Source organism: Mesorhizobium sp. BHscii, assembly GCF_053848065.1.
The window spans coordinates 89,869-116,498 of the sequence record NZ_JBSPKW010000022.1 but is presented as its reverse complement, the minus strand read 5'-3'; the positions used below and the strand labels follow the sequence as shown (position 1 = coordinate 116,498).

Genomic DNA, 26,630 nt, shown 5'->3' with positions numbered 1-26,630 from the left:
CGGCCAGGATCGCGGCTAGCTTGCGGTTCTCGCTCACAGGGCCATCTCCTCGTCTCCACAATAGCAGGAAGACGGAGGGTAAGAGGGAACTTTCGCAAACGACGGCCACGCAGCCGCCCGAATCGGCAGCGCTCTGCCACCGGACCCACACGGATTGCTCGATGCCCATTTGCGCTGCCGCTTGCCGGTCGACGGCTATCGGTGCATCCTTGTTAATAGCCTGCCGTGAAGTGCGTGGCGAGATCACGGCGTCACGGCCTCTAGTGAGGTCTTGTTCGATGGACTGCTCGGGCTGCGGTTTCGAGGTTGAGGGCGGTTACGCCTTCTGTCCGAGGTGTGGCAGGCGCCAGCCCGTGCCATGCGTCAGTTGCGGCTACCCCTGCGCACCTGATTTCGAGTTCTGTCCGAAATGTGGGGCAAGCGTCGGTGCGCCCGCAAAAGCCGTTGAACGGCCTGCTCCGACGCCAAACCGGACCATTGTGCCGCCTTCTCGGACTCCGTCGCTGCTTCCGAATATCGAAAGCGAAGATGGGCTGCACCCCGTCTCCGACGCCGATCGACGGACGGTCACGGTCCTGTTCGCAGACCTTTGCGGCTTCACGACACTCAGCGAGCAGCTCGACCCCGAGGTCATGCAAGCGCTGCAGAACCAACTGTTCAAGGAATTGACGGCGGCCGTGCGAAACTTTGGTGGTTTCGTCGACAAATTCATCGGCGATGCACTGCTCGCTTTGTTCGGTGCGCCGGTCGCGCATGAGGACGATCCGGAACGTGCGCTTCGCGCCGCTCTCGACATGATCGCCCGGACGGCGCGGCTCGGCGAAAGCACCCCCCACTCCGGCTCGCCTCTGTTACTCCACATCGGCATAAACACTGGTCCGGTCGTTACTGGCGGATTGGGCATCGGCACCGCCAAATCGTATTCGGTGACCGGCGACACAGTGAATACGGCGCAACGCCTGCAATCGCTGGCCGCACCGGGTGAGGTGCTGGTAGGCGAGCTCACTCACAGGCTGACCCGGCATGCCTTCTCCTACGAATCGCTCGGTGATGTCGTGTTTCGCGGCAAGGCTGGCAGTGTGCTCGTCCATCGACTGGATGCACCGCTCGCGACGCCGCGTGCAGCGCGTGGGCTTGAGGCGCTCGGCCTCAGTGCGCCGATAATAGGTCGTGGTGCGGAGCTCAATAGAATGATGGCGAGCCTTGACCAGGCGTGCAGCGGCTCGGCCCAACTTGTCCGCCTCGTCGGAGAAGCCGGTATCGGGAAATCGCGGCTGGTGAAGGAGTTCGTCGCCCGCGTCAGCGACGAGGATCGTTTTCGCAACGTCGCCGTGCGGTTGGCCACGTGCTCACCGCTCGGCGAACAATCATTTGGCGCCTTGGGCGCAGTGGTGCGCAGCGCTGCCGGGATGATGCAAAACGACAGTGGGGACGAAGTGCGGGGGAAGCTCGCACTCTTGCTTACCGATCTCGGCCTGCAGGGCGAAGAGGCGAAGCGACTGATGCCTTTGCTCTACCATGTGCTCGGCCTTGGCGACCCCGATGCCACCTTGCAGCATGTCGAGCCCGAGCAGCTGCGGCGGCAAATTCTCTATGCAGTCCGCACAATCATCGAACGGCGGCTTGCGCTGTCGCCGCTGTTGATTGTCGTCGAAGACCTGCACTGGGCCGACGCCGTGTCGCTCGAGGCACTACGTTTCGTGATGGACAGGTTGGAACGCACGCGGTTGATGTTGCTGGTCACGCATCGTCCGGCGCGGGACAACGGCCAGCTCGACTCAAGTCGGGTCAGTCACACAGCGCTCAGGCTTTCGCCGCTCAACAATGATGACGGACGCAGCCTGCTTGCGGCGCTTTTCGGCGAGAGCTGGGTAAACTCCGCAGGAGGGCTTCTCGACCAGATTCTTGAGCGCGCGGGCGGCAACCCCCTTTTTGTAGAGGAGATCGTCCGCGGCCTTATCGATCGCGGTGTACTGATGCGCGAGGGCCAGCGATGGCGAACTGTGGCAGGCGAAGTCGCAACCGGCATTCCCGCCACTATCCAGGCAATGTTGCTTGCTCGCGTCGACCGGCTGCCCCAAGAGGTGCGCCGGCTGGCCCAGGAAGCCGCGGTAATCGGCCCGCGCTTCGATGTCACACTTCTGAAAGCCGTGACAGCCGACCCCGGCCGGCTAGAAGCCGGCTGCGAACTGCTTTGCGATGCGGAAATCATCGAGGAAGTTGCCGGATCAGGCTCGGTCTCGTCGCAAAGCTACCGCTTTACGCAAACATTGCTGCAGGACGTGATCTACCAGAATATGCTCCTGCAACGCCGGACCGACATCCACGGGCGGGTCGGTGCTGCCTTGGAGCAAGTGTGCGGCGGCAAGCCGGAACGGCTCGAGGATTTGACCGTGCTCGGTCATCATTTCGCACAGAGCGCCGAGCGGGAGAGGGGCGCGCATTACCTGCAGGCGGCGGGCGATCGCGCTCGCATGATATACGCCAACGACGACGCCCTTCGTTTCTACGAGCTAGCACTGACTGCGTTGGGCGCGATCGGGCAAACACCGCTCAAACTGGCAATTGCAGAGCGCATTGCCGATTTGAGCGGCCCGATAGGCCGCCGCGAGATCGCGCACCACCACTACGAGAGGGTGTTGCAGGCATACCGCGAGTCAGCCAATCGTGTCGCATCGGCGCGAGTTTTGCGTAAGATCGGTCGGCTGCTCTGGGACGTCGGCAAGCGGGACAACGCAGAATCCCGCTATGCTGAAGCGGCAGCGCTCCTTGATGGAGCGGATGCCCCGATCGAGCAGGCGCATCTCTGGCAAGAACGTGGCCGACAGGCGTTCCGTAGCGGAGATCACGCTCTCGCGGCAAAATGGGCAGACACGGCGCTGGATTGCGTGCGCTCTCTGACAACGGAGCATGTCTCCGAGGTAGGGTGTGATGCCACTCTCGTGACCGCCGAGGCACTTAATACCAAGGCTGTTGCGTTGGCTCGCCTTGGGCGAAACCGTGAAGCCGTGCGTCAGGTTGAGCATAGCATTGAATTGGCCGAAGCCGCCGGTCTACTGGGCGCGGCCTGCCGCGGCTACACCAATCTCGGCGTGCTTTACACGACCATCGATCCGGCACAGGCAATGGATGTCTGTCGGCGCGGTCTTGAAGTGGCGCGCCATATTGGTGACTTGGGTTTCCAGGCGCGCCTCCTCGCCAATCTGGCGGTCGCTTGTTGTACTTTCACGGATCGCTGTCCAACGGAGGGCGTGCCTGCTGCCGAGAAGGCCATCGAGATCGACCGGGCGCTCGACCAGCGCGAGCACCTGCCGGTGCCGTTGATCGTGCTAGCGCAGATCCACCAATGCCACGGCCGTCCGGAACTGGCGGTAGGCTTGTTCCACGAGGCACTGGACGTAGCCCGCGAAACGGGCGAGCCCCAACTGCTGTTTCCGTGCTATGATGGTCTGGCAACGCTTAATCTCGACCTCGACAATCTGGCCGAGGCCGAACGCTACTTTTCCCTGGCGCAGGGTATATGCGCCCAGCACGGGCTCGACCCGGAAGCGCTTGTGGTGCTGCCTTTTCTCGATTAGCCCGGGTTGGAGGTTGGAAATGTCCGCGCGTAGTGACTTGGTACCGCTTCAACCGGGCGACCGTGCGCCGAACGTGGTACTCGACGCCATTACCCAGGAAGGCAAGATCGCGCTTGACGACTTTCGCGGACAAAAACCGGTGCTGGTCGGCCTGTTTCGAGGTCTGCATTGTGCGTTTTGCCGGCGCCATATCGCCGCCCAGGCGCGGCTTGATCCGGAGCTGCGCGAAAAGGGCGTGGAGAGCCTGACGGTGGTCAACACGCCGATCGAACGAGCGCGTCTCTATTTCCGTTACCACCCGATGCCGAATCTGCTTGCGGCCTCCGACCCTGAACGCGCTTCACATCGTGCTTTTGGCCTCCCCAATCTCGAATTCACCGAAAACGAGACGAACTGGCCGTACAAGGTCTCGATCGCAGCGGTAAAGGACATGCGGGTCGACATACCAAGCGAGTTGCCCGGTCCTATGGATCCTATTGCGGCCGGCGAGATCCTCGACAAGAGGGACCATTACGAACTGACCGAAGCCGACGAGCAGATGATGGCAACGGGACACGGACAACTGGTCGGTCAGTTCCTGCTGGACCGGCAGGGGATCGTCCGCTGGAGCTTCACGGAGGTTCCAGAGGGTGGGCGATACATGTTTGGGGCGCCAAACCCGCAGGAGCTGATGTCAGCGGTGTCCCAAGTCGCCCAATAGGGCTTGCGAACGAGGTAAACGGGCAGGACACCGACAAGTTCACCGTTCATTCCAGCACGGCCTCGACCTTGGCAACAAAGTCATCGAGCGAGCGATCCCCGCGAATCTCGATGCGCGGAAGGTCGATGGGATCGCAATCGAGGTCCGCCGGGCCGTGTCTGCCGCCGAAGCCGATTCGATAGCCGCACTCCTTGGCCAGCCTGCCAAGCCGTCGGTCGGTGACAGAAAAGGGTGCCGCGAACGCCGTGGTTAGCCGACCGGTCCACCGTTCGATGAACATACGAGAGCGAAGCAGCTCGCTGGCCAAGTCAGAGCTCGACAGACCATCTATCGCGCGATGCGTCGCCAGATGGCTTCCGAAGAATGCACCTTCGGCAGCGAGGCGTCGCACGGTCCCGGCGTCCATAAGCTGCGTTGGCGGACCGCTGTCGGCGTCCCACAGTGCACTTTCACCCACCAGGTCCGTCACCAGGAACACTTCCGCGGTCAGGTCGTTTGCGCGCAAGATCGGCCAGGCATGGTCGGCAAAGTTCTGGAAGCCGTCGTCGAAGGTGATGAGCACTGGGCGGCCAATGAAAGGTTGACGGTTGGCGATGAACCATTCCAGCTGATCGGACCTAATCGCGTGAAAGCCATTGGCGCGCAGCCATGCCATCTGGCTTTGGAATGCGGCGGGCGTGAGCCGAAAACGGGCGAGCGCGGCCGGCCCTTCATCGGAGACGCTGTGATACATGAGGACAGGGATATGCTGCCGCCGCTCGTTACGCGCAACGTCGCGGCGCAAGGCCCGCGCCCCGCCCCAGACGATATTTCGCGCGACCCCGATTTCAAGGGGCGCGCGGATTGGCACTTGATCAATCATCGGTTCCGTCGCCACGTCGTCCGGTGACAGGCGGCGGAAGCGGTCTATGCGATAGAGCTCGGTCTGGATCGATTGATCGAGGACGAGACCTTCGGTCCCTGCCAGCGTCTCTGAGATCGCTTGTGCACCGAATGTGTTCCAGTCGAAGCCGGTCCTTTCAACATTGTCACGTAACACGAATGCGTGTGCGTTGATGAAACTGCCGCCAGGCGCCAATGCCTCAACGATTTTTTTGGCGATGCGCCGCAACTCGGCGAGATCATCCAGATAGTAGAGCACTTCCGAACAGACGATCAGGTCCATCGCACCGGGCAGCGTGTCCGCGCAGAAATCCAGTACGCCGAACTCAACATTCGGCTGATCGCTGCATCGCGCGCGCGCTCGCCCGATGGCTACGGCGGAGATGTCAGTTGCCGTCAAATGGCCCACTCGCGGCGCCAGCTGCCGCGTGAAGTGCCCCTCCGCGCAGGCCAGCTCAAGCGCCCGTCCGATCGGACCGGCAGGCAGAATTTCGAGCTGCCGCTCATATTTTTCCTGCTCATAGGACGAACCGTAGTTCCAGGGATCCTCGGTCGCGAAACGGCGATTCCAGAACGACGTGCGATCATTGTCGTGCCCATCCGCGGCCGATGCGCGGCGTGGCGCTGCAAGCGGCTCTGTCGCTTCGGCGCTCGACCGAACCAGCCGCCGCGCTTCCGCGGCCAACCGCGCGAGTTTGCCGAAGTGGCTGTCCCGATCAGACCGGCGTCCCGCGATGGACAACAATGCCTCGGTTGCAAACATGTTTGACTTGTCGGCACCGGCGCCCTGTTGCGGGGCATGTACAGGCGATGGCCTCGCAAGTCGCGCGGCACTGTGTATAAGCCGCTCAGGGGGCACGAAATTCCGGATCAATTCAATCCAATGGCGCCTTGTCACTTTCCCGAGTACGCCGAACTGCACGACAGCCTCGATCTGGCCATCCATCATCAGATAGGCATAAATTTGATCGATTCCTTCCGGAAGTTCGATCGAGGTCGGATTTCGAATATCGACGCGAATTCCAAGCGTCCGCGCCAGCCTGCGCGGCGCGGCAAGATCGTCGAAGTCGAGAAGCATTTGCTCAAGCTGATACTGGGCGCGGCGACTCGCGACGGGATCGTCCCAGACCTTGCCGAGTTCGATGATCAACTCGGTGAGGGAGCCGCCGAACCTGTCCCACCTGGCAGCCAATTGCGCTGGCACCGACAGGCTTCCTACCATAAGGCCATCGAAGGCCACCTTGGCGATCTCAGGCGCCCACTTACGTCCTGCCGGGAGTGCGCGCAGGGTCTGCGGGCTGATCGAGCGGCGGCCGCTGCCGCAATCCGACGCGGCGTTCCACAACGCGAACCACGCGAGTGCTTCGGAAGCGGTGCGGCCGTTCGCCTCGATCGCTCCATTGGCGTGTGCCGAAGCTGGCTGTTTGACCCTGGGATCAGGAGAAAAGCCGCGGGCGATCACGATTTCCGCATCGGCCAGCATCTGCGTCGAATTGCGGGTGAGCGATTTGGGGCTGGTCCGATAAAAAGCGAGCGGCTCGTCGACCATCACCCAACGTTTGCCTAGACGTGCGAGGCGCTGCCACAGATCCCAGTCCTCGCAGGTGCGCAGCGAAACATCGAAGCCGCCCAACTCGACAATTGTCTTCCGGTCGACGAGCAGCGCGTGAGTGCGGATGGCGCACCGGCGCGCGAATGTTTCGAAGGGCTGGATCGCAACCTCCGTCGGGATGCTCGACGGGGTGAGTTCGTCATCGGGCATCACGCGCCGGGAACCGCAATAGGCGGCGACCGCATCGGGCGCGGGTTCTAGTGCGGCCAGCATTTTCGCAAGGAAGCTGGTGTCCACCCAATCGTCCGCATCCAGGAACATGAGCCAGCGTCCGCGCGCTGTCGAAATCCCGCTATTGCGCGCGCCGGCGGCGCTATACGCGCAAGAGCTCAGCGTCCGAAACCGGGCATCGCGCTCCACATAACCGGCGACAATCGCGGCGGTGGCGTCCGTGGAGGCGTCGTCGACGACGATCGCCTCCCAGTCCATTATTTCCTGATCGAGAAGGCAATCGAGTGCGCGCGCCAGCGTTACCTCCGCGTCGTGCGCAGGAACCACGATTGAAACCAAGGGATCATGCACCACGCCGTCTTACCCGTGCCTGGTTTGAAGGTAGAACAAGAGTCCCGAACATAGCCGGCGATTTCCTGCCAAAGGGAACGGTCATCAGGGACGCTGCGTCCAAACAGTCTCCTGCGAACTCTTCCGAGCCGCCGCGACGCCGCCATTTGGCTGCAGAGCGAGCTTGCTCCTGTTGTGCTACCGATGCTGGAAGCCTGGCGCAGCATTCGCATCCGTGCCGCCGAGCTTGGGCGCCAGCTGTCGCAGATGCACGTCAAAGCCAAGCATGCCGCATACTCATGTCGATCCCCGGAGTCGGCACCATGACCACAAGCTGCGGTCCCTGCCACCGTATAAGTGCAACAGCTACGGCAGACTGACGTCTTTTGCAATCGGGGGCACCGTAAATGCAAGCCCACTGAAGCTTTGGTGTGAATGACTGCCGTTATTGGGACAATTGCTCCCCTCCTGTCGATAAACGCCTCGATTCCGAGGTGCATTCTCGAACAGCCATTCTCCGTGCGAAAGAAGAACTCCCTTCTACCGTTGGGCCCGCATCGGAAGCGGATCGTCGCAGTATACAGCCGGGTGCGAGACAGTATGTGCGCCGCATGTGCGCCGCCAGACCAGCTAATTTAGATACTTCTAATGTGCCTGCGCTACTTAATTGCGCTCCAGTAGCTATAGCCGGACATTGTATTACTCATTTCGATAGTAGATTGCGTCCAATGGTCGATCAGATTAGCCGGTTATGGCTGCTATCACAAAGTGATGCGAGAGCGACACCAATCGGAACTCGTGCATTTGCTGCTAGTCAAAGAGATGTAAAAGGGGCGCACGAATTGGCTTACGTCAAGAAGATTCCGGCTTGCGAGCCGGGTATTTTGCTGACATGTTTGGGTGTTTTTCAGTTTTGCACTGTGGCAGGTGTTCAAATGAAGGGGCATAAGGATGGCTAAGGAATCTTCGAGTACCGCTTCTTCAGCAAATAAAGCGGACGAAAATCTGATAAGCAATGCAGACGGGAACGGGCTGGCCTTCATGGGGGTCCAGGCTCGCGAGAGCGGGGTCTCCGGCGACGCTGTAGGTGTCGACAAGATACGTGATCTGCTGTTCGGCAACCAGATGCAGGACTACGACCGCCGTTTTTCCAAGCTTGAAGAACGGTTCTTGCAGCGCTTCAAGGATGTCGAATCCGAGGCCAAGCGCAATCTTGAAATGTACGAGTCAAATGCAAAGAAGCAGGTCGAATCGCTCGCGGCGCAATTGCGGAACGAAAAAGATGCACGAGCCGAGGCCGACAAGGAGATTGACCGGAATCTTCGTGAGCAAAATCAGGCGCTTGAAAAGCAGGTGCGCGCGTTGTCGGATCAATTGAGCGAGCTTGAGCGCGAAGTCGCGGACCGGATAAATCGAAGCGATCAATTGCTGCGTGAGGAAATCAAGCAAAAGAATGAAAGCATGCAGATGCTAATGGAGAAAATGTTTTCCGATCTCAGCAACGTCAAGACCGACCGAAATCTTTTGGCTGGCCTGTTTGTCGAGGTTGCAAAATGTCTAAATCAGGATCCCGTCGGCAGCAAGAGCAACTCGGAACGTAGTTGGAAAGTGAGTTGATCGGAACTTGACGTCGACCGTCGACCCAATCAGCCTTCCTCAAAGAGCAGCTTCGAACGATACAGAGATTGATCGCGAGGCTCTGGCTAATCTTTTGGTCGAAATTGCCCGGAACGTTGATCCGGACTATCGTGCGCGTTTCCACGGAGTTCCCACCGCCGATCCTCGCATGGAAACGCTGCGCCAGTTGCTGGTCGGCCGCGAAATTTCGGAGCTTTCACGAGTTTCGCACCTGCTCGACGAACCTGAGCAGCTTGCGTCTGCAGTTGGGGGTGTTCTCCCCAGTGCAGCCGCACGTGCGCCTCATGCGCAACTCGGCGAGGCACTTGCGCCAGCTGTCGAGAGGGCCGTGCAACGGTCCATCCAGAAGAGCCCGCGTACGCTTACGGATATACTATACCCGGTGTTTCTGCCGGCAATTCGCAAGTCGATCGGGGAAAAGATCGATCAGACCTTTCAGTCGCTGAATGAAACTTTAAGACATATATTTACTTGGCATGGGCTCAAGTGGAGATTTGAAGCTTGGAGAACGGGCGCAAGCTTCTCAGAAGTTGTTCTTAAGCATTCACTTGTCTATCGTGTAGAGCATGTCTTTCTGATTAACCGCAATTCCGGGCTTTTGATAGCGCATGTAACTGCCGATAATGCAACGAGCGAAGATCCGCAACTCATTTCTTCGATGCTTAGTGCAATTCAAGATTTTGTGAAAGACTCATTTAACGAGAAAGAACAGAGCGGCCTGGACACTATCCGTTTCGGGGAGCTTCGTCTCTGGTCGGAAGTTGGACCGTTTGCGACCTTGGTCGCGGTGATCCGGGGAAATCCGCCAGAGGAATTACATGAAATATTTCGCGATGTGTTGCTTCGCATCCATGATGAATGCTCACAGGCTTTAGAGCAGTTTGACGGCGACAGCTCGCAGTTGGCCGGCGTAGAGACGCTGTTGCAGACCTGCGTTGAACTGAAGCAGGAGGACTCTAACCAGGGATTTCCTTGGCTGGTGGTGGCTGCAGTCCTGCTGGTCCTGATTCCGGCAGGCGGTTGGTTCCTTCTTTCCTGGCAATCCGGGCAACGCTGGCAGGCCTATGTGTCGCGGCTGAGTACCCAGCCGGGCATCATCGTTGCCGAACAAAAGGTGCGCGATGGCCAATTCTACATTTCCGGCCTGAGAGACCCGCTTGCCGCCGACCCGCTGTCGCTGTTGTCCGGAACGCAGGTCGATCCCGCCCGCGTTCATTCGCAGTGGCAATTCTATCAGAGCCTTGAGCCGGAGTTCGTGCTGAAGCGGCTAACGGCGTCGCTGGCTCCGCCGGATTCAGTACGACTTTCGATCGTCAATGATCGCATCGTTGCCGAGGGTGAGGCCCCCGACACCTGGATAGATCGGGCACGCGCAGCGGCCCGACAGCTTTCGGCAGGCGGACCGGTATTCGATATCTCCAGGGTCCGTGATGTGAGCCCCGAAGCACGCGCGGCGGAGCACTGGCAGGCCTATGTGTCGCGACTTGAGGTCCAACCGGGAATCATGGTTGCCGAACAAAAGGTGCGCGATGGCCAATTCTACATTTCCGGCCTGAGAGACCCGCTTGCCGCCGACCCGCTGGCTCTGCTGTCCGGAACGGAGGTCGATCCTGCCCGCGTTCATTCGCAGTGGCAATTCTATCAGAGCCTTGATCCGGAGTTCGTGCTGAAGCGGCTAACCGCGTCACTGACCCCGCCGAAATCGGTTCGGCTTTCGATCGTCGAGGATCGCATCGTTGCCGAGGGTGAGGCTCCCGACACCTGGATAGATCGGGCACGCGCGGCGGCCCGACAGCTTTCGGCAGGCGGACCGGTATTCGACATCTCCAAGGTTCGTGATGTGAGCCCCGAAGCACGCGCGGCGGAGCACTGGCAGCATTATGTGTCGCGACTTGAGGCCCAACCGGGGATCATCGTCGCCCAACAAACGGCGAGGGGCGGACATTTCTACATTTCCGGCCTGAGAGACCCGCAGGCCGCCGACCCGCAGGCTCTGCTGTCCGGAACAGGGGTTGATCCGGCTCGCGTTCATTCGCAGTGGCAATTCTATCAGAGCCTTGATCCGAAGTTCGTGCTGAAGCGGCTGGTGGCGTCGCTGGCTCCGCCGAAATCGGTTCGGCTTATGATCATCCAGGATCGCATCGTTGCCGTGGGTGAGGCTCCTGCCGCCTGGATAAACCGGGCGCGGGTCGCCTCCCAACAGCTGTCCGCGGACGGACTCACTCTAGAAATCTCCGAGCTGCGTGAGTCAACCCCTCAGGAACTCACGCATTTGAGGGACGCTATTCAAGCGGTCGACATTTTCTTCGCTTCTGGCAAGGCTGTACCGGGACCAGAGCAATTGCCGGTTCTCGACAAATTGGCGAATCAGTTGAAGGAATTGGCCAAGGACGCCCGCGAGGCAGGCGTAACAGCCCAGTTCATGTTGACCGGCCATTCGGACGCGACGGGCCGTGAAACGGCCAACGTGTCGATCAGCGCCGCCCGCGCGGAGACAGTTCGTGCGCTTCTCAAGAAGCGCGGCGTCGATCCGGAATTGCTCTTGGTTCGCGGCGCGGGCACCTTTGAGCCAGCGGAGACTGAAAATAGCCGAACCGGGAGCTCCGCCAATCGCAGAGTTTCGGTTACGGTAAACTTCCACTAGGGCGGAGCCCAGGATATTGCAAAAGAAGATCTGCATGTTGGGCGGGTTCGCTGTCGGAAAAACGAGTCTGGTTCGCAGGTTTGTGCAAAGCATCTTTTCAGAAACCTACTTGACCACGGTGGGAGTGAAAATCGACAAGAAGAGTGTTGTACTGCCGGATAAAACCGTGGATCTGATTTTATGGGATTTGGCCGGCGAAGACGATATCGGCTCATTCCGCGTCAGCTATGTGCGAGGTGCGAGCGGGCTCGTGCTTGTCGTCGATGGAACCCGCGCCGCGACTCTTGCCGTGGCGCTCACGCTGCGCGAGCGGGCCGAGGCCGAATTCGGCGCTATGCCGTTCGTATTGCTGTTCAACAAATCGGATCTGGCCGATCGGTGGGCAATATCGGATAGTGAGATTAACGAACTGAGGCAACTTGGATGGCAAATCTATCTAACAAGTGCGCTTTCGGGTGAATGTGTTGATGATGCGTTTCGTCAGCTTGCTTCGATGGTTGCCAAATAGACCATGCATGGATTGCCAAGAGAAGTCAGAAGCTGGATTTACGATTTCTTCTACAACGAGTACTCTGTCGCGTATCTGAAAATTGACGCCCAGCTTTGCATCGCTGCGAAGGGCGGTAGTGTTGAACATTACGGCCTATCATCACTTTGCATTGGCAAGCCCGTAGCCGAGCAGCTTGAATTCATGGAAGGTTTGCTGCCTTGCTCGGAGCTTCCATATCATATGGCCATGGTCGAACTGCCCAGCGGGCGTGTCGCGGACCTTCATCTTTTTGCTGACAATGCCTGCGTATGGCTGCTCTTTCTTGACGCCACTGCCGAACGCGACAATAGGCAGCGGCTTCAACAGAAGGCTTATGAAATGACACTCCTGCAAGAGAGGGAGCGTCAACTCAACGAAAAATTACAATTGACGAACGAGGCGTTGAGGCAGAGCCAGGAGGGATTGTCGCGTGAATACCAGCGCGCCGAAAGCCTACTCCTCAACATTCTTCCGGCGTCGATCGCGGAGCGGTTAAAGGCGGACGAACAAATTGCAGACAACCATGCTGACGTGAGTGTGCTTTTTGCCGACATCGTCGGCTTTACGGAAAGAGCGCGAAGCGTCGGAGCCGAGACAACGCTCGCTATTTTAAATTACTTCTTCAAGGCGGCGGATCTGCTCTCGGAACGATACGGCTGCGAAAAGATCAAGACAATCGGCGATTGCGTGATGGTGGTCGCTGGCCTGCCCGCCGCGCGATCCGATCATGCAGAAGCCCTTGCGCACTATGCACTTGAACTGCGAAAGGCGGTTATGCGCGAACGCTTCGCAGGAGAACCGATAAGACTCAGAATTGGAATTCACTCAGGACCAATCGTCGCGGGCGTCATAGGCAAAAGGCGGTTTGCCTATGACCTGTGGGGCGAGACCGTTAATCTCGCCGCACGTATTCAAACGTCAGCGGATCCCGATGAAATCCGTATCTCGGATGCAACTCGCAAACTGCTTGGACCAAACTTTGCTTGCGACCCACTCGAGGAAACGGAATTGCGTGGTACAGGTCGTGTGCGAATGTGGCGGCTCCCGGCCTGATTTGCGGGTTGGCAGTGCCGACGCTCGAGCGCATTGCAGCTCAAGCAAAATCATGGTTTCGAATGTCCGCAGAGGTGCAGTCGACCACCGAGCGGGGTCGCGTGGTGTGGCTCGGCGGTAGCCACGCCGCTCGCGAGCGCGCCTCGATAGCGCTGTAGCGAGCGAGCGGCTTTGCCATGGTCATCGACAATTCGCCGTTAAGGTCGGGTTGCTGACACCAACCTCGAAGAAACCATCGATGACCGGTGGCATGATGAACCTGCGCGCTCGTGGAGAAGCCTCCAGATTCCGATCTCTTGCGCGAGATGATTGGCTTTGCGGCTGATGGAGTTTGGAGGTTGGGGGCCGTCACCGGCGCCGCCTATGGCGAGAAGAACCCGTTGCGCACGGCCCAGCGCAACGCTATCGCGACTGGGAGACGCGCGCCGGTTAAAACGCCGTGTAAGCAAAAGGCGCCCCAAAAGGCGCCTCTTAATCGCTTGATTCCCCTTGAGGAAACTGGAGCGGGTGAAGCGATTCGAACGCTCGACCCCAACCTTGGCAAGGTTGTGCTCTACCCCTGAGCTACACCCGCTCGCGCGGCTTTTGGGCCGCAAGCCGCGCCTATATGGCTGAAGGGCGCGGCGATTGCAACAGGGGAATTGCAGGTTTTTTGGCCGCACCCGGCGACGTAACCGAGCCTTCCGTGGCGTGTATCGCACGGAATTCAGCGCGTCGCCGCGCAACGGTCTTGTCTCGGCCGCGTCATTGGCCGTAAACGGCATGATCCAAACCGCGACAGCAAGAAGTCCGACAAGAAACAACATGCCGACAACCGAAGCCGAGCTTATTGCCTTTCTCGCCGATCTCGGGATCGAGGTCTCGACCTTGCGCCATCCGCCGCTGTTCACGGTCGCCGATTCGCAGGCGCTGCGTGGAGAAATTGCCGGCGGGCACACCAAGAACCTGTTCCTCAAGGACAAGAAGGACAATTTCTTCCTGGTCAGCGTCGATGAGGAGGCGGTGGTCGATCTCAAGCAGATCCATCATGTCATCGGCGCCGCCGGGCGCGTTTCCTTCGGCAAGCCGGAGATGCTGATGGAGCTTCTCGGCGTCGTACCGGGCGCGGTCACAGTGTTCGGCGTGATCAACGATACGGAGTTGCGGGTCAAGGTCGTTCTCGACCAGGAGTTGATGCGCCATGCGGTCATCAATGCCCATCCGCTGACCAATGAGGCAACGACCTCGATCGCCGCTGCCGACCTCGTCAAATTCGTCGAGGCAACCGGGCATGATCCTGTTATCTTGAAAGTCACGGGATGATCGCCACATGGATGACGATAAACCGATTTCTGAGTGAGAATAAAGGACGTTGCGCCGGGCCGGTGGCCGGCGGCGCGACCGAAAGGGCGACGAGATGAGTGACAACAATCAATTTGGCGGCCCATTTGGCAGCAATGGCGGACAGTATGCCACCACAGTGCAGTATGGCGGCACTGAGGCCACTCCCGCGAGAGTCGCGCTTGGCGAGCCGCCTGTCACCGTCGACGTCATCAAGGATACGACGACCGCCACATTTGCCGCCGATGTCATCCAGGAATCGCGGCGTCAGCCGGTGCTGGTCGATTTCTGGGCGCCATGGTGCGGGCCCTGCAAGCAACTGACGCCCCTGCTGGAAAAGGCGGTCACCGCCGCCGGCGGCAAGGTCAAGCTGGTCAAGATGAACATCGACGACCATCCTTCGATCGCCGGCCAGCTTGGTATCCAGTCGATACCGGCGGTCATCGCCTTTAGGGATGGCCAGCCGGTCGACGGCTTCATGGGCGCCATTCCGGAGAGCCAGATCGCCGCGTTCATCCAGAAGGTCGGCGGCAAGAACAATGGTGCGCCGCAGGTGGCCGAGGCGCTTGCCGCGGCCGCCGAGGCGCGCGCCGCCGGCGATGTGCAGACCGCGGCGGACATCTACGACGCCGTCCTGGAACAGGCGCCGGACACGATCGAGGCGATTGCCGGGCTTGGCGATCTGCTGTTCGAGGCCGGCGATGCCGAGGGCGCCGAAGCGGTGCTGGCGCGGGCCCCGGAAGCCAAGAAGGATGCGCCGCCACTCGCCGCCGTACGCGCCAAGATGGCGCTTGCCGCGCAGGCAGCAGCACTTGGCAATCCGGCCGAACTCCAGCGGCGCCTGGCTGAGAACCCCGGGGACCACCAGGCACGTTTCGATCTTGCGATGATCCAGAACGCCAACGGCGAGCGCATGGCCGCGGCCGACAATCTGCTGGCGATCGTCAAGGCTGATCGCTCGTGGAACGACGACGGCGCCAAGACGCAGTTGCTGCAGTTCTTCGAGGCATGGGGCATGACCGACGAGGCAACGCTGGCGGCGCGGCGCAAATTGTCGTCGCTGCTGTTTTCCTGAGCGCGCATCAAGCTGTTTTTTCCTGATGGTCTTGCGATCGACGACGGCTGCGCCAGATTAGGAGGCCTGACCGATCCGTTCTTCGCTTCGTGACGATTACGCGTCAGGTTGCGACGGGATGGGCGGGCTTCATGCGCTTCTTGAGGGAGCGACCGGAGGCTTGAAGTGCAGGCGGGAAACGCGCATTACCGACTCGATACGGATTTGCCGTCGACGGTGCCGATCTTCCCGCTCGAAGGCGCATTGCTGCTGCCGGGCGGCCGCATGCCGCTCAACATTTTTGAGCCGCGCTATCTTGAGATGGTGGATGAGGCGATCGCCGGATCGCGGCTGATCGGCGTTATACAGCCCAGCCTCGACGGTGCACGGCGTGGCGATGGCGAGCCGGAACTCTGCAATGTCGGCTGCGCCGGACGTATCATCGCACTTTCCGAGAGCGGCGATGGCCGCTACCTGATTTCGCTGCAAGGTGTGTGCCGGTTCCGCATCGTGCAGGAGCTTGCGGTCAAAACGCCCTTCCGCCAGTGCCGGTTTGCGCCCTTTCTCACCGATCTCGACGAAGATCAGGCAGAGGCCGAGATAGATCGGCCAGCGCTGCTCAGGGCATTTCGCGCCTATTTGCAGGCCAACGATCTTGAAGCCGACTGGGAAAGCGTCAGCCGCGCCGAAAATGCCATGCTGGTCAATGCGCTGTCGATGATGGCTCCCTACGGGCCGGCCGAGAAACAGGCGCTGCTTGAAGCGGCGGACCTGAAGACACGCGCCGAAACGCTGATAGCCATCACCGAAATGGCACTGGCACGTGAGAACGAGGATTTCGGGTCGAGCCTGCAATAGGGGGCTTTTCCTTCTCCCCTTATGGGAGAAGGAAGATTGGCGCAGCGCCAAGACGGTTGAGGGGTGCTGGACGGAGCGCCGTTGGTGCCAAGCTGGAACACCCCTCATCCGTCGCCTTCGGCGACACCTTCTCCCACAAGGGGAGAAGGGAGAGCCGCGCGAAACCTAAAGTGACCCCAGAGAAGGACAGACCGAATGGTGGATGGGCGTGATGGAAAGAAGGCCAATGTCGACCCCAAACTGCTGGAATTGCTGGCCTGCCCGCTGACCAAGGGCCCGCTTACCTGGGATCCGGAGCGAGGCGAGCTCATCTCGAGGGTCGCACGGCTTGCCTATCCGGTGCGTGACGGCATCCCGATCATGCTGCCTTCGGAGGCGCGCTCGCTCCCCTTCGAGGACGGATTGCCGCCGCGTCTGGGCGGACCGTCCTGAACGGTGTAAGGCCTATTGAAAATTGCGCCCTTTGGGCATGACCTTCTCCGCCTTTCCCGACAGCGCCACGAGATCCCGCTGGACCGGCGCGGCTTGTGGGGCATGTGCGTCTGCAACGCCCTCTTCGCGGTTGTCATTCTCCATGCGCCCACTGGCCGAAGGCTCATTGACAGGCTGGCCGGTGCCGGCCTCCTCCAAAAGCACGGACAGCCACGGTGTCAAATCCTCGACCTTGTCGGCGACGATATGAATGACGTCCGATTCCGACTGCAGTTTGCCGGTGACACGGATTAACCGCGCGCCCATGACAATGGGCCGGTAGCGGTTGAAGGTTCTTTCCCAGAAAATGACGTTGGCCACCGCCTGCTCGTCTTCCAGCGTCAGGAAAATCGCTTTGGCGTTACCCGGCCGCTGCCGCACTAGGACAAGACCGGCGACCGAAACCCGCTTGCCGTCCCGAACCTGGCCGAGGCGCGCATTGGGCGTGACGCCGGAACGGTCCAGCCGCTGGCGCAGAAAGGCAAGCGGATGCGCCTTCAGCGACAGGCCGAGCGAACGGTAGTCGTGGATGACGTGCTCGCCGAGCGGCATTGTCGGCAGCCTGGTCTCGGGCTCAAGATCGCGCAAGCGGATCGCCGGCTGGTCGAACAGCGGCAAGGTCTCGGCGGCACTCTTGCCGTCGAGCGCGCGGACTGCCCACAGGGCGTCGCGGCGGTCGAGGCCGAGCGAACGGAAAGCGTCGGCTTGCGCCAGTTTCTCGATCTCATCGACGTAGAGGCCTGAGCGCAGCCAGACATCGCGAACGGATTCGTAGCCGTCGCCGCGTCTGGCGACAAACACCTCCATGCGCTCCTTCGACAGGCCTTTGACCTGGCGAAAACCCAACCGGACGGCATGATTGGTCCGGATGACACCGCGCATTTCGGCATGGCGGCCGAGGATGCGGGCAGGGTCGAAGGGTGCGTCCTCCAATTCGCAGTCCCAACCGGAGAAATTGACGTCGACCTCGCGGATTTCGACGCCATGGTCGCGCGCGTCGCGGACAAGCTGAGCCGGCTGATAAAATCCCATCGGCTGGGAATTCAGGATCGCGGCGCAGAACACGTCTGGATAAAATGTCTTGAACCAGCAGGAGGCATAGACCAGCAGGGCGAAGGAGGTGGCATGGCTTTCGGGAAAGCCGTATTCGCCAAAACCCTCGATCTGCTTGAAGCAGCGCTCGGCGAAGTCCTTTTCGTAACCCCGCAAAACCATGCCATCGACCATCCGCTTGCGATAATTGCCGATCGTGCCGGTGCGCTTGAAGGTGGCCATCGCGCGGCGCAGTTCATCGGCCTCGCCCGGCCTGAAGCCGCCGGCGACGATGGCGATCTTCATCGCCTGTTCCTGGAACAGCGGAACGCCCAGTGTCCTGCCGAGTATTTCTTCCAGTTCCGGCTTGGGATATTCGGGCTTTTCCTTGCCCTGCCGGCGGCGCAGATAGGGGTGGACCATGTCGCCCTGGATCGGGCCTGGTCGCACGATCGCCACCTCGATGACCAGGTCATAGAATGTTTTCGGCCTGAGGCGCGGCAGCATCGACATCTGGGCGCGGGATTCGATCTGGAAGACGCCGATCGTGTCGGCGCGGCAGATCATGTCGTAGACATGTTTGTCCTCGGCAGGGAGGGTGGCCAGCACATATGGTTGCCCATAGCCATCCCGCGCCTCCGGATAATGATCCTGGAGCAGGGTGAAGGCGCGCTGCAGGCAGGTCAGCATGCCGAGCGCCAACACGTCCACTTTAAGGATTTTCACCGCGTCGAGATCGTCCTTGTCCCACTCGACCATCTTGCGTTCGTCCATCGCCGTCTTGATGATGGGCACGATCTCGTCGAGCCGGTCCCTGGTGATGACGAAGCCACCGACATGCTGCGACAGATGACGGGGAAAGCCCATGATCTCGTTGGCGCATTCGATCACATGCCTTGTCGATTGGTCGGTCTGGTCGAGGCCGCCGGCCCTGGTCTCCTTTTCGCCGAGCTCCGAGGTCGACCAACCCCAGATCGAGCTGGACAACGCGCTCCTGACATCGTCCGACAGGCCCATCGCCTTGGCCACTTCGCGCATCGCCGAGCGGCCCCGGTAGCTGACGACGGCCGCGGCAAGCGCAGTGCGCTTGGCACTGTATTTCTCGTAGATGTACTGGATGACCTCTTCGCGCTTTTCATGCTCGAAATCGACATCGATGTCGGGCGGCTCGTTTCTTTCCTCGGAAATGAAACGCTCGAAAAGCGAGTCGATCCGCTCGGGTCCCACTTCGGTGATGCCGATGCAATAGCAGACCACCGAGTTAGCCGCGGAGCCACGCCCCTGGCAGAGTATGCCCTGGCTGCGGGCGAATTTGACGATGTCGTAGACAGTCAGGAAATAGCGCGCGTAGTTCAGTCGCTCGATCAAAGCGAGCTCTTCCCGGATCCGCCTAGTCACATCGGCGGGAACGCCTGAGGGGTAGCGCATCGCGGCTCCCTCTCGAGCCAGCCTTTCCAGTTCGGCCTGTGGCCCGAGGCCCGATTCCGTCGGTTCATCGGGATAATTGTATTGGAGGTCACTGAGAGAGAAGCTCAATTCGCCGGCAAAGCGCAGCGTTTCCGCCAGTGCTTGCGGATGCCGCCGGAACAGCCGCGCCATCTCCATTGGCGGCTTCAAATGGCGCTCGGCATTGGCCGCCAGTTCCAGCCCCGCTTCGGCAACAGGCACGTTGAGGCGGATCGCCGTCAGCACGTCCTGCAACCGGCGCCGTTCGGACGTATGGTAAAGAACGTCGTTGGTCGCCATCAGCGGAAGGCCTGATGCCTCAGCCATGGCAGCTGCCTGCTTGATACGGTAGTGGTCGTTGCCGCGATAATCCGGCGAAACGGCAAGCCGCAGATTCTTGCCGAAGCGGTCTTTGAGCCGGCTAACCAGCCTGAGATCATCCTCCGCCGGCGTCGACAGATCCGGCAGGACCGCCAGGGACATGAGATCGCCCCATTCAAAAAAGTCGTCGCGATAGAGAAGCGGTGCGCCCTTTTCGCTATCGTCGCGCATATTGGCTTGCGTCAGCATGCGGCACAGATGGCCCCAGCCCTTGCGGTCCTGCGGATAGGCGAGAACGTCGGGCGTGCCATCGCAAAAAACCAGGCGGCAGCCGGGATGATAGGAAAGACCTTCCACCTTGGCCTGCTGCCAAGCGCGCACGACACCGGCCACCGTGTTGCGATCGGCAAGCCCGATCGACGAAAAGCCCAGAAACTTTGCCGCGACCACCAGCTCCTCCGGTTTCGAGGCGCCGCGCAGGAACGAGAAATTCGACTGGATGCCGAATTCGGCATAGGGAACGACCGTCAGCGCGTTCATGCAAAGACCCCATGCATGAACCAGCGCGGCGGGACTTGAGAGGCGCCGTAGAGACCCTGGCGGTAGAGCCAATAACGGCGGCCGTCGCTATCCTCGATGCGGAAATAATCCCGGGTCGGCGCGTCTTCCGGCCCCGACGTCTCCCGCCACCATTCCGGGGCGATGCGTTCCGGCCCTTCGGCGCGCGCGACCCGGTACAGCGCGCGCCGCCAGCGGAAGTTCATCGGCGGTCCCTCAGGCATTTCGGTGGCCGGCACCTCGATCGGCTCGGGCGAACGGAACAGCCGGATCGGCCGTTCCAGCCGAAAGACAGGCGTGGATGAAGTGTCTTGTATCTTGTCCGGCTTCTTCGGCGGAGAGACCCTTTGCGGCGCCTCCGCATAGGGAAGCGTGGCGACGGCGCGCTCCGGCAGATGACTCTCGACGGCAACCGGTTTCAAAACCGCGCTTTCGCCGAGCCGGGCGCGGATGCGGTCGGCGAAAAGGGCGATGTCGGCGCCGTCATCGTGCGTTTCGCCGGCGAGATCCGCCTGCTGCATGTCGAAGGCCGCGGCCGACAGGACCGAGAGGCGCACGAGATCGAAGCCATAGCCGGCATCGATGTCCTGTTCGAGCGCGGCGAGCCTTTCGTGAAACAATTTCTGGATCAGCAACGGCTCGCGCAAGGGCCGCGACGTGCCGACGGCGATGCGGCTGACGGCGCCGTCGACGCGGAAAAGCAGCAGCGCCAGCCTTCTTGCGCCCTCGCCGCGGCGCTCGAGGTCCACCTTCAATGTCGTCGCCAGCATTTTCACCAGCCGCTCTAATTCGTCGGTCAGCATGATGGGTTCTGCGAGATGGCGTTCGACCGAAAGCGGCGCGACCGGCAGGCGCGGCGACACCGCCTCATCGAGGCGGCCGAGCGCCTGGTCGAGGCGTAAAAGCAGCGATGTGCCGAAGCGGCGGGCGAGCGGCGCGCGCGGTGCTGCCATGACGGCGCCCGCCGTGCGCAGGCCGACGCTTTCCAGGCTGGCGCGGATATCAGGCTCGATGCGCAGCGCCGCCAGCGGCAAGGGTGCGAGTAGCGCTTCCTCCTCGCCACCGGGGACGATGCGGTCACTGGCAAACCGCGTTGCCGCCCAAGCAGCACCAGGTGTGGCGGCAAGGCCGGCGCGGACATCGAAACCCTGATGGAAAAAGCGCGACAGAATGTCGTCCAGCATCGCCCGTTCGCCGCCGAAAAGGTGGGTGCAGCCGGTGACGTCGAGAAACAGGCCGTCGGCTGCGTCGATCGCCACCAGCGGAGTGTAGCGGTCGCACCAGTCGGCGAGGCTTTCGAGCAGGCGGCGGTCGGCCTCGGGATCGGCTTCCACTACGTCGATCGATGGGTGCATGGCGCGCGCGTCGGCTATGCCCATGCCGCGCTTCAGATGAAGCGCCTCAGCCCGCTCGTCGAGGGCGGCGATGCGCTGCGCGTTCGCTTGGCGATGGCTGATCACCAGGGGCAGGTGATCCGACGGCCGCGAACGCCAGGACCGCCCCAGACGCTGCCGCAGGATCCTTTCCGCGGCGAGGTGCGGAAACCACAGGGACAGGATTCGCTGCCCGTTCTTCCCCGGCCCTTCTTTCCTCGAAATTGCGTTCATCCGGGTTCCACTCCAGTGTGAATTGTCCCGGCAAGGCCGTGCGGCTCTTGCCGATGCTGACGGTGAAGGCGGGGCGGCCGATCGAGCCGGCGAGCGGCCCGGCGAGCGTCTGGCGTGGTGCCGACGGCGCAGCCGACAGGACGAGGCGGACGGATGCCGCCGTCGGTTCGGCCTCGCCGGCCTGGCGCAGCAGGAACACCGGCCGGCCGGCGCTCTGTGCCCGGGCGTGCAGCCGCCGCGTCGCGGTGAGGTCCAGCCGCTGCGGGCTGCCGCGGATTTCGAGGATGACGGCGGCGAGCGCCGTCATCCGGGCGGCTTCCTCGGCGACCCACAGCCCATCGAGGAGCCTTGGCGCCTCGGAAAACAGCAATTGCTCCGGCTCGATCCCGAAAAGGCCATGAAGCCCTCTGGCATAGGGGAAGCCGGCCTCGCGGAAGACCTCCGCGGTGCCGATCCACAGGACCGGCAGTCGCGGCGGCTCCTGTTTGAGGATCAGGCTGACGAGCGACAGGGCGAAACCGGCGACGACCCCGGCATCACGTGTCGCGGCGCCATGGATCTCGCTCAGCGCCGCCTTCGGCAGGCCGCCGCTGAGCGCAGTATCGAGACCCTCCGCGCCGGTGCGCAGAAACGCATCGGGCGGCGCCACGGCGAGGCCGCGGCGGACGATTGTTAGATCCCGGGGCGTGACATCCGCATCAACGGGAGCTGCGCCGGCCGGCGCCTCCAGGCGCTCGGGCAGCGTTCCCTCGATCTTCGCGATCTGTCGGCGCAGGGCAAAAACAGTCTCCCGCGCCACGGCGCTTGTCGCCATGACGGTCAGCTTCCACTCACAATTGTTCCTGTTATGTTCCTATTGATTCCAGAGGCCGCCCGAAGAGTCAAGCGGAGTCATGGGGAATTTATTCCTGTCCGCGCAAAGGCTGCAACCTGGCCATTTGCCGACTCCGGCTCGAAAGCCTATATGCCGGGATCAAAGGACAAAGCATGGCCCGCATCTACAAAACCCGCACCTGGCACGCCGAGCTTTCGCCGTCGATGGAGGAAATGGAGTTCCTGGCGCTGGAGGCCTATGCCCATCTGCCGGAGGAATTTCGCAAGCTGACCGGCGAGATCGTCATCCAAATCGCCGAATTCCCGACCGACGAGATCATGGACGACCTGTCGCTGGAAACGCCGTTCGACCTGCTCGGCCTGTTCGAGGGGCGCGGCATCGCCGAGCGCTGGAATCCGCAGACCGGCGAGGGGCCGAACCGCGTCACGCTCTACCGCCGCGCCATCCTCGACTACTGGGCCGAGAACGAAGAGACGCTGGGCGACATAGTCACCCATGTGCTGATCCACGAGATCGGCCACCATTTCGGCCTGTCGGACGACGATATGGAGCGGATCGAAGAGGCAGCTGAATAGTGTCCAGATGACGGAAGCAGAGTTTGCCAATCGGATCGACTGCAATTGGCCGTATCACGACATTTCACTGAGCCGCGAATTGATCCAAACCGCCATCGGCATTTCGCCGAATGCTGCATTTATTGCACTCGATGAGCTTTGCCGTCTACCCGCAAACACTGTTGTCGAGCCCGCCATTCTCCTGGCGTTAGTCGATTTCTGGCTGTCCAAATTCGACCATCCACTAGCACCGATGATATCGGAATGCGCGATATCCAGCATTAAACGCCAGCAACTGTCGGTTGCCGAAATTCTCATGAAGATGGATACCGTCTCCGGTTATCCGGGCCTTTATGCAGCGCTATCGATCCTTTATTTCAGCTGCGATGACGTCGACGGCCTTGCAGACGCAAGGTTCAACGAAATCAGAGCTGCCTGGGAAAAGCTTCTGTAACGGTCGTATCCTACTAGTCGCTGAGCTTGGTGTTGGGCCCGTATTCCTGGCCCTCGACATCCTTCACCACGGCCTGGCCGCAGCGCATGCTCTTGGTCTGCTTGTCGTAGGCATAGGTCGGCGAACCGAACAGGTGCCAGCCCTTGTTCAGCGCCGCCGTCACCTTGTGGCAGAAGCTGGAATCGTCCGGACCGGACAGAAAGCGGTAGAGTTTCATTTTCATTCCTGTGGTGGGTTGCCAATCATGCCCCGATGGCGGCCGCCTTCGCCAGCAGTTTTTCGGCCTGCGCCAGATGCAGCCGCTCGACCATTTTTCCATTCAGTGCGATAACGCCCTTGCCGGCATTTTCGGCAAGTGCGAAGGCAGCTTTCACCAAGCGCGCCTCGGCCACGGCTTCGGCAGATGGCGCGAAGGCCCGGTTCGCGGCATCGATCTGAGCCGGGTGGATCAGCGACTTGCCGTCAAATCCAATGGCGGCCGCTTCCGTGCATTCGCGCGCAAAGCCATCCAGATCGCGAAACTCATTGAAGACACCATCGAGCAGGTCGAGGCCACCGGCGCGCGCGGCGAGCACCATCTGCATCAGCCACGGTGTGAGATAGCGCCGGTCGGGCGTGGCGAGAACGCCGGTCTCCTTGACCAGATCGTTCGTTCCGGCAACGAAACAGACCAGCCGCGAGGCCGGATCGCGGCCAAGCTCGGCAATTGGTCCGATGTTGAGCAGAGCCTTGGGCGTTTCGATCATTGCCCATAGTTTCACCTCGTCCGGCGCGAAATTGTCGTCGAGCACGTCGCCGGCCTCGAGGACGTCGCGCGGCGTGTCGACTTTGGGCAGCAGGATGGCGTCGGGCTCGCTGCGTAACGCAGCCAGCAAGTCGTCGGCGCCCCATTCGCTGGCGAGCGGGTTGATGCGAACGATCATCTCGTAGCGCCGGCCATTATGGTTGGCAACCGGGCGCTTGGCGAAGATGCCGGCCAGTTTTTCCCGCGCGGCAACCTTGTCGGCCGGGGCGACGGCATCTTCGAGATCGATGATGACGGCATCGCAGGCCAGCGATGAGGTCTTGGCAAGCGCCTTGTCGTTCGAGGCCGGGACGTAGAGCACCGAGCGGCGCGGGCGGTAGGTTTCAATCATGCCTGATCTATGCCGCCTGTAGTCAGTCGAGGCAAGCCGTCTTCACCTGCATAAAAACTGCACAAAAGTCCGGAAAATCTCCTCGGATCCGCCCCGCCGCCTGCATGTCGATCGGCGATATAGGCGGTATGCAGATGCGAGAAAAACCCCGTTGGTCCCTGCCTTACCGACTCCGCAATGAGGGTTGGTGGCTCGTCGATCCGCCGCGGGCGCACCGTTCGGCGACTCTTCCCCTTCATCCGCAAATCTCCGCCCCGGTATGCCGCCCGGATCAAAGCCGCTGAGAAAGTCCGATCATGACATCGTTACTTACGGCCGCTCCGAGCTTTTGCGCGCGATTCGGCGTTGCGGTCCTGCTTGCCGCGCTGGCCGATTTCTTCTTCTACGGGCAGCCGGTCGGCATCACGCTTTTCCTGTTCGGCACTACGCTTGCCGCCGCAGTCGCGGCCATCCATCCCTCGGCGCTCAGCGCCCGCGGCCTGGGGCCCGGACTCGCCGCCCTGCTTGTCGGGCTGCTGCCGCTCATTGAAAATGTCAGCGCGCTGTCCGTCGCGATCGGGCTGGCGGCGATGGTCGTCTTCGCGCTTTGGCTGGTCGGCCGGTTGCGGCGTGGGCTTGCCCGCCTTGCCGGCCAGGTCGCGCTCTTCCTGCTCGCGGCACCATTCCGGTTCGTCCACGATTTCTTCCGCTGGCGCAAAGCGGCGCGGCGGCTTGGCCAGCGGCGTATCCGCCTTGCGGCGATCGGCGTCTGGATCATGCCGCTGACCCTGGGCGCAGTGTTTCTCGCGCTGTTCGGCGCCGCCAATCCGGTTATCGAATACTGGCTGTCGCTGATCGATCTTCACGCACTGCTCGACCTCATCCAGCTGCCGCGGCTGGCGTTCTGGCTGGTCGTGCTTGCCGGCGTCTGGGTCTTTCTGCGCCCGCGCCTGCCGCGCTTTTTCCGCCGCATTGCACATCTCGCATTGCCTATCCCCCTCGGGGTGACGACGACAAAACCCGCCAAGGCGATCGAGGACATCGTCTTCGGGAAGGCCGCCATCCTTCGCGCGCTGGTCGTCTTCAACATCCTGTTCGCAGTGCAGACCGCACTCGACGCCACCTATCTGTGGGGCGGCATCGACCTTCCCGACGGGCTGACCTACGCCGCCTATGCGCATAGCGGCGCCTATCCATTGATCGTCACGGCGCTGCTTGCCGCCGGCTTCGTCCTGGCGGCGCTGCGGCCGGGAAGTGCTACCTCCAGCGATCCGTTTATCCGCCGGCTGGTCTATGTCTGGGTGGCGCAGAACATCGTGCTGGTCATCTCGTCGATCCTGCGGCTCGATCTCTATATCGGCATCTATGCGCTGACCTACTGGCGCGTCGCCGCCTTCGTCTGGATGGGGCTGGTGGCGACGGGCCTTGCTCTGATCATCGCCCGCATCGCACTCGAAAAATCCAATGAATGGCTGCTTTCCGCCAATCTTCTGACGCTTTCGGTGACGCTCTATGCCTGCTCCTTCATCAACTTCGCGGCGCTGATTGCCAACTACAATGTCGTGCACTCATTCGAAATGACCGGCCGCGGCACCAAGCTCGATTTCTGGTATTTGCGTTCGCTCGGTCCCAGCGCCTGGCCGGCGCTTGATCGCTTCCTCGAGCATCAGGCCGAGACGAATGCGGCCAGCATTCCCTCTTACCGCCAACTCGCCCGTCTGCTTGGGCAGGACCAGGCCCGCTACCGCGCGGGCCAGGAAAACTGGCGCGCCTGGAGCTTCCGCGACTGGCGGCTACTTCGTACTCTCGACACATATATCCCGTTCGTGGTTCCTCAGGGCTCCGAACCCTTTGCGCCGGGCCGCTGA

Annotated in this window: 19 protein-coding genes, 1 tRNA gene and 2 pseudogenes; 15 read left to right on the top strand and 7 right to left on the bottom strand. The window is 61.3% G+C overall.

The genetic code is table 11. The features are described from left to right. Positions 1-278: 278 nt before the first annotated feature. Positions 279-3,578: an ATP-binding protein gene (locus ACWTU7_RS25560; RefSeq protein ID WP_455840722.1), complete on the top strand. Its 3,300-nt coding sequence runs from the start codon at positions 279-281 to the stop codon at positions 3,576-3,578. 19 nt (positions 3,579-3,597) lie between these two features. Then, on the top strand, positions 3,598-4,278 hold the full coding sequence (locus ACWTU7_RS25555) for a peroxiredoxin-like family protein (RefSeq protein ID WP_455840797.1): 681 nt from the start codon (positions 3,598-3,600) through the stop codon (positions 4,276-4,278). A 46-nt stretch (positions 4,279-4,324) separates the two neighbouring features. Here the strand turns inward: ACWTU7_RS25555 and ACWTU7_RS25550 are convergent, their stop codons facing one another. Further along, positions 4,325-7,297, bottom strand: coding sequence for a glycosyltransferase (locus ACWTU7_RS25550; RefSeq protein WP_455840723.1), 2,973 nt, complete (start codon positions 7,295-7,297; stop codon positions 4,325-4,327). A 159-nt stretch (positions 7,298-7,456) separates the two neighbouring features. Between ACWTU7_RS25550 and ACWTU7_RS25545 the strand changes: the two are divergent. The 6 genes and pseudogenes from ACWTU7_RS25545 to ACWTU7_RS25520 all read left to right on the top strand — a co-directional run. Further along, positions 7,457-7,608: pseudogene (locus ACWTU7_RS25545) on the top strand (IS110 family transposase); the annotation flags it as partial. Positions 7,609-8,224: 616 nt separating this feature from the next. Beyond that, complete coding sequence (locus ACWTU7_RS25540) at positions 8,225-8,890, top strand: hypothetical protein (RefSeq protein ID WP_455840724.1); 666 nt, start codon at positions 8,225-8,227, stop codon at positions 8,888-8,890. 7 nt (positions 8,891-8,897) lie between these two features. Continuing rightward, entirely contained in the window at positions 8,898-11,555 is a 2,658-nt protein-coding gene (locus ACWTU7_RS25535) for an OmpA family protein (protein ID WP_455840725.1), read from the top strand. Between the two features lie 16 nt (positions 11,556-11,571). Continuing rightward, positions 11,572-12,063 carry a Rab family GTPase gene (locus ACWTU7_RS25530; protein ID WP_245316398.1) on the top strand — a complete coding sequence of 164 codons (492 nt, stop codon included), beginning with the start codon at positions 11,572-11,574 and terminating at the stop codon, positions 12,061-12,063. Positions 12,064-12,066: 3 nt separating this feature from the next. After that, on the top strand, positions 12,067-13,137 hold the full coding sequence (locus ACWTU7_RS25525) for an adenylate/guanylate cyclase domain-containing protein (protein ID WP_455840726.1): 1,071 nt from the start codon (positions 12,067-12,069) through the stop codon (positions 13,135-13,137). 238 nt (positions 13,138-13,375) lie between these two features. Next, positions 13,376-13,567 (top strand): annotated as a pseudogene (locus ACWTU7_RS25520) (IS256 family transposase); the annotation flags it as partial. A 69-nt stretch (positions 13,568-13,636) separates the two neighbouring features. On the opposite strand, the gene ACWTU7_RS25515 reads toward ACWTU7_RS25520, so the two are convergent. After that, a tRNA-Gly gene (locus ACWTU7_RS25515) sits at positions 13,637-13,711 on the bottom strand. Between the two features lie 230 nt (positions 13,712-13,941). On the opposite strand from ACWTU7_RS25515, the gene ACWTU7_RS25510 reads away from it, so the two are divergent. The 4 genes from ACWTU7_RS25510 to ACWTU7_RS25495 all read left to right on the top strand — a co-directional run bounded on the left by ACWTU7_RS25510 (position 13,942) and on the right by ACWTU7_RS25495 (position 16,801). Beyond that, positions 13,942-14,439 carry a prolyl-tRNA synthetase associated domain-containing protein gene (locus ACWTU7_RS25510; protein ID WP_455840727.1) on the top strand — a complete coding sequence of 166 codons (498 nt, stop codon included), beginning with the start codon at positions 13,942-13,944 and terminating at the stop codon, positions 14,437-14,439. Positions 14,440-14,533: 94 nt separating this feature from the next. Further along, positions 14,534-15,532, top strand: coding sequence for a thioredoxin (trxA, locus tag ACWTU7_RS25505; RefSeq protein ID WP_065007341.1), 999 nt, complete (start codon positions 14,534-14,536; stop codon positions 15,530-15,532). A 165-nt stretch (positions 15,533-15,697) separates the two neighbouring features. After that, positions 15,698-16,369, top strand: coding sequence for an LON peptidase substrate-binding domain-containing protein (locus ACWTU7_RS25500; protein ID WP_455840728.1), 672 nt, complete (start codon positions 15,698-15,700; stop codon positions 16,367-16,369). A 195-nt stretch (positions 16,370-16,564) separates the two neighbouring features. Further along, entirely contained in the window at positions 16,565-16,801 is a 237-nt protein-coding gene (locus ACWTU7_RS25495; RefSeq protein ID WP_095520024.1) for a Trm112 family protein, read from the top strand. 12 nt (positions 16,802-16,813) lie between these two features. Here ACWTU7_RS25495 and ACWTU7_RS25490 read toward each other — a convergent pair whose 3' ends face one another. The 3 genes from ACWTU7_RS25490 to ACWTU7_RS25480 are packed head-to-tail and all read right to left on the bottom strand — an operon-like array spanning position 16,814 to position 22,618. Next, entirely contained in the window at positions 16,814-20,179 is a 3,366-nt protein-coding gene (locus tag ACWTU7_RS25490) for an error-prone DNA polymerase (RefSeq protein WP_455840729.1), read from the bottom strand. Further along, positions 20,176-21,657 carry a DUF6504 family protein gene (locus tag ACWTU7_RS25485; RefSeq protein WP_455840730.1) on the bottom strand — a complete coding sequence of 494 codons (1,482 nt, stop codon included), beginning with the start codon at positions 21,655-21,657 and terminating at the stop codon, positions 20,176-20,178. Before ACWTU7_RS25485 ends, ACWTU7_RS25490 begins: the two co-directional genes overlap by 4 nt. Then, positions 21,599-22,618: an ImuA family protein gene (locus tag ACWTU7_RS25480; protein WP_065007320.1), complete on the bottom strand. Its 1,020-nt coding sequence runs from the start codon at positions 22,616-22,618 to the stop codon at positions 21,599-21,601. The genes ACWTU7_RS25485 and ACWTU7_RS25480 overlap by 59 nt, the downstream gene beginning before the upstream one ends. Before the next feature lie 173 nt (positions 22,619-22,791). On the opposite strand from ACWTU7_RS25480, the gene ACWTU7_RS25475 reads away from it, so the two are divergent. Beyond that, positions 22,792-23,214 carry a metallopeptidase family protein gene (locus ACWTU7_RS25475; protein ID WP_029349504.1) on the top strand — a complete coding sequence of 141 codons (423 nt, stop codon included), beginning with the start codon at positions 22,792-22,794 and terminating at the stop codon, positions 23,212-23,214. A gap of 7 nt (positions 23,215-23,221) precedes the next feature. Continuing rightward, positions 23,222-23,647, top strand: a complete 426-nt coding sequence (locus tag ACWTU7_RS25470; protein ID WP_455840731.1) for a hypothetical protein — start codon at positions 23,222-23,224, stop codon at positions 23,645-23,647. Between the two features lie 13 nt (positions 23,648-23,660). On the opposite strand, the gene ACWTU7_RS25465 is transcribed toward ACWTU7_RS25470, so the two are convergent. Together ACWTU7_RS25465 and ACWTU7_RS25460 are read right to left on the bottom strand one after the other, a co-directional pair. Beyond that, complete coding sequence (locus ACWTU7_RS25465) at positions 23,661-23,864, bottom strand: DUF1737 domain-containing protein (RefSeq protein ID WP_455840732.1); 204 nt, start codon at positions 23,862-23,864, stop codon at positions 23,661-23,663. A 25-nt stretch (positions 23,865-23,889) separates the two neighbouring features. Next, positions 23,890-24,783, bottom strand: coding sequence for an HpcH/HpaI aldolase/citrate lyase family protein (locus ACWTU7_RS25460; protein WP_455840733.1), 894 nt, complete (start codon positions 24,781-24,783; stop codon positions 23,890-23,892). 296 nt (positions 24,784-25,079) lie between these two features. Between ACWTU7_RS25460 and ACWTU7_RS25455 the strand changes: the two genes are divergently transcribed. After that, entirely contained in the window at positions 25,080-26,630 is a 1,551-nt protein-coding gene (locus ACWTU7_RS25455; protein WP_455840734.1) for a DUF4153 domain-containing protein, read from the top strand.

What these genes read in the sequence shown, in the direction of transcription:
- ACWTU7_RS25560 (WP_455840722.1), top strand. Translation starts at nt 279, where the DNA reads ATGGACTGCTCGGGCTGCGGTTTCGAGGTTGAGGGCGGTTACGCCTTC.
- ACWTU7_RS25555 (WP_455840797.1), top strand. Translation starts at nt 3,598, where the DNA reads ATGTCCGCGCGTAGTGACTTGGTACCGCTTCAACCGGGCGACCGTGCG.
- ACWTU7_RS25540 (WP_455840724.1), top strand. Translation starts at nt 8,225, where the DNA reads ATGGCTAAGGAATCTTCGAGTACCGCTTCTTCAGCAAATAAAGCGGAC.
- ACWTU7_RS25525 (WP_455840726.1), top strand. Translation starts at nt 12,067, where the DNA reads ATGCATGGATTGCCAAGAGAAGTCAGAAGCTGGATTTACGATTTCTTC.
- ACWTU7_RS25510 (WP_455840727.1), top strand. Translation starts at nt 13,942, where the DNA reads ATGCCGACAACCGAAGCCGAGCTTATTGCCTTTCTCGCCGATCTCGGG.
- trxA (WP_065007341.1), top strand. Translation starts at nt 14,534, where the DNA reads ATGAGTGACAACAATCAATTTGGCGGCCCATTTGGCAGCAATGGCGGA.
- ACWTU7_RS25495 (WP_095520024.1), top strand. Translation starts at nt 16,565, where the DNA reads ATGGTGGATGGGCGTGATGGAAAGAAGGCCAATGTCGACCCCAAACTG.
- ACWTU7_RS25490 (WP_455840729.1), bottom strand. Translation starts at nt 20,179, where the DNA reads ATGAACGCGCTGACGGTCGTTCCCTATGCCGAATTCGGCATCCAGTCG.
- ACWTU7_RS25480 (WP_065007320.1), bottom strand. Translation starts at nt 22,618, where the DNA reads ATGGCGACAAGCGCCGTGGCGCGGGAGACTGTTTTTGCCCTGCGCCGA.
- ACWTU7_RS25475 (WP_029349504.1), top strand. Translation starts at nt 22,792, where the DNA reads ATGGCCCGCATCTACAAAACCCGCACCTGGCACGCCGAGCTTTCGCCG.
- ACWTU7_RS25470 (WP_455840731.1), top strand. Translation starts at nt 23,222, where the DNA reads ATGACGGAAGCAGAGTTTGCCAATCGGATCGACTGCAATTGGCCGTAT.
- ACWTU7_RS25465 (WP_455840732.1), bottom strand. Translation starts at nt 23,864, where the DNA reads ATGAAACTCTACCGCTTTCTGTCCGGTCCGGACGATTCCAGCTTCTGC.
- ACWTU7_RS25460 (WP_455840733.1), bottom strand. Translation starts at nt 24,783, where the DNA reads ATGATTGAAACCTACCGCCCGCGCCGCTCGGTGCTCTACGTCCCGGCC.
- ACWTU7_RS25455 (WP_455840734.1), top strand. Translation starts at nt 25,080, where the DNA reads ATGACATCGTTACTTACGGCCGCTCCGAGCTTTTGCGCGCGATTCGGC.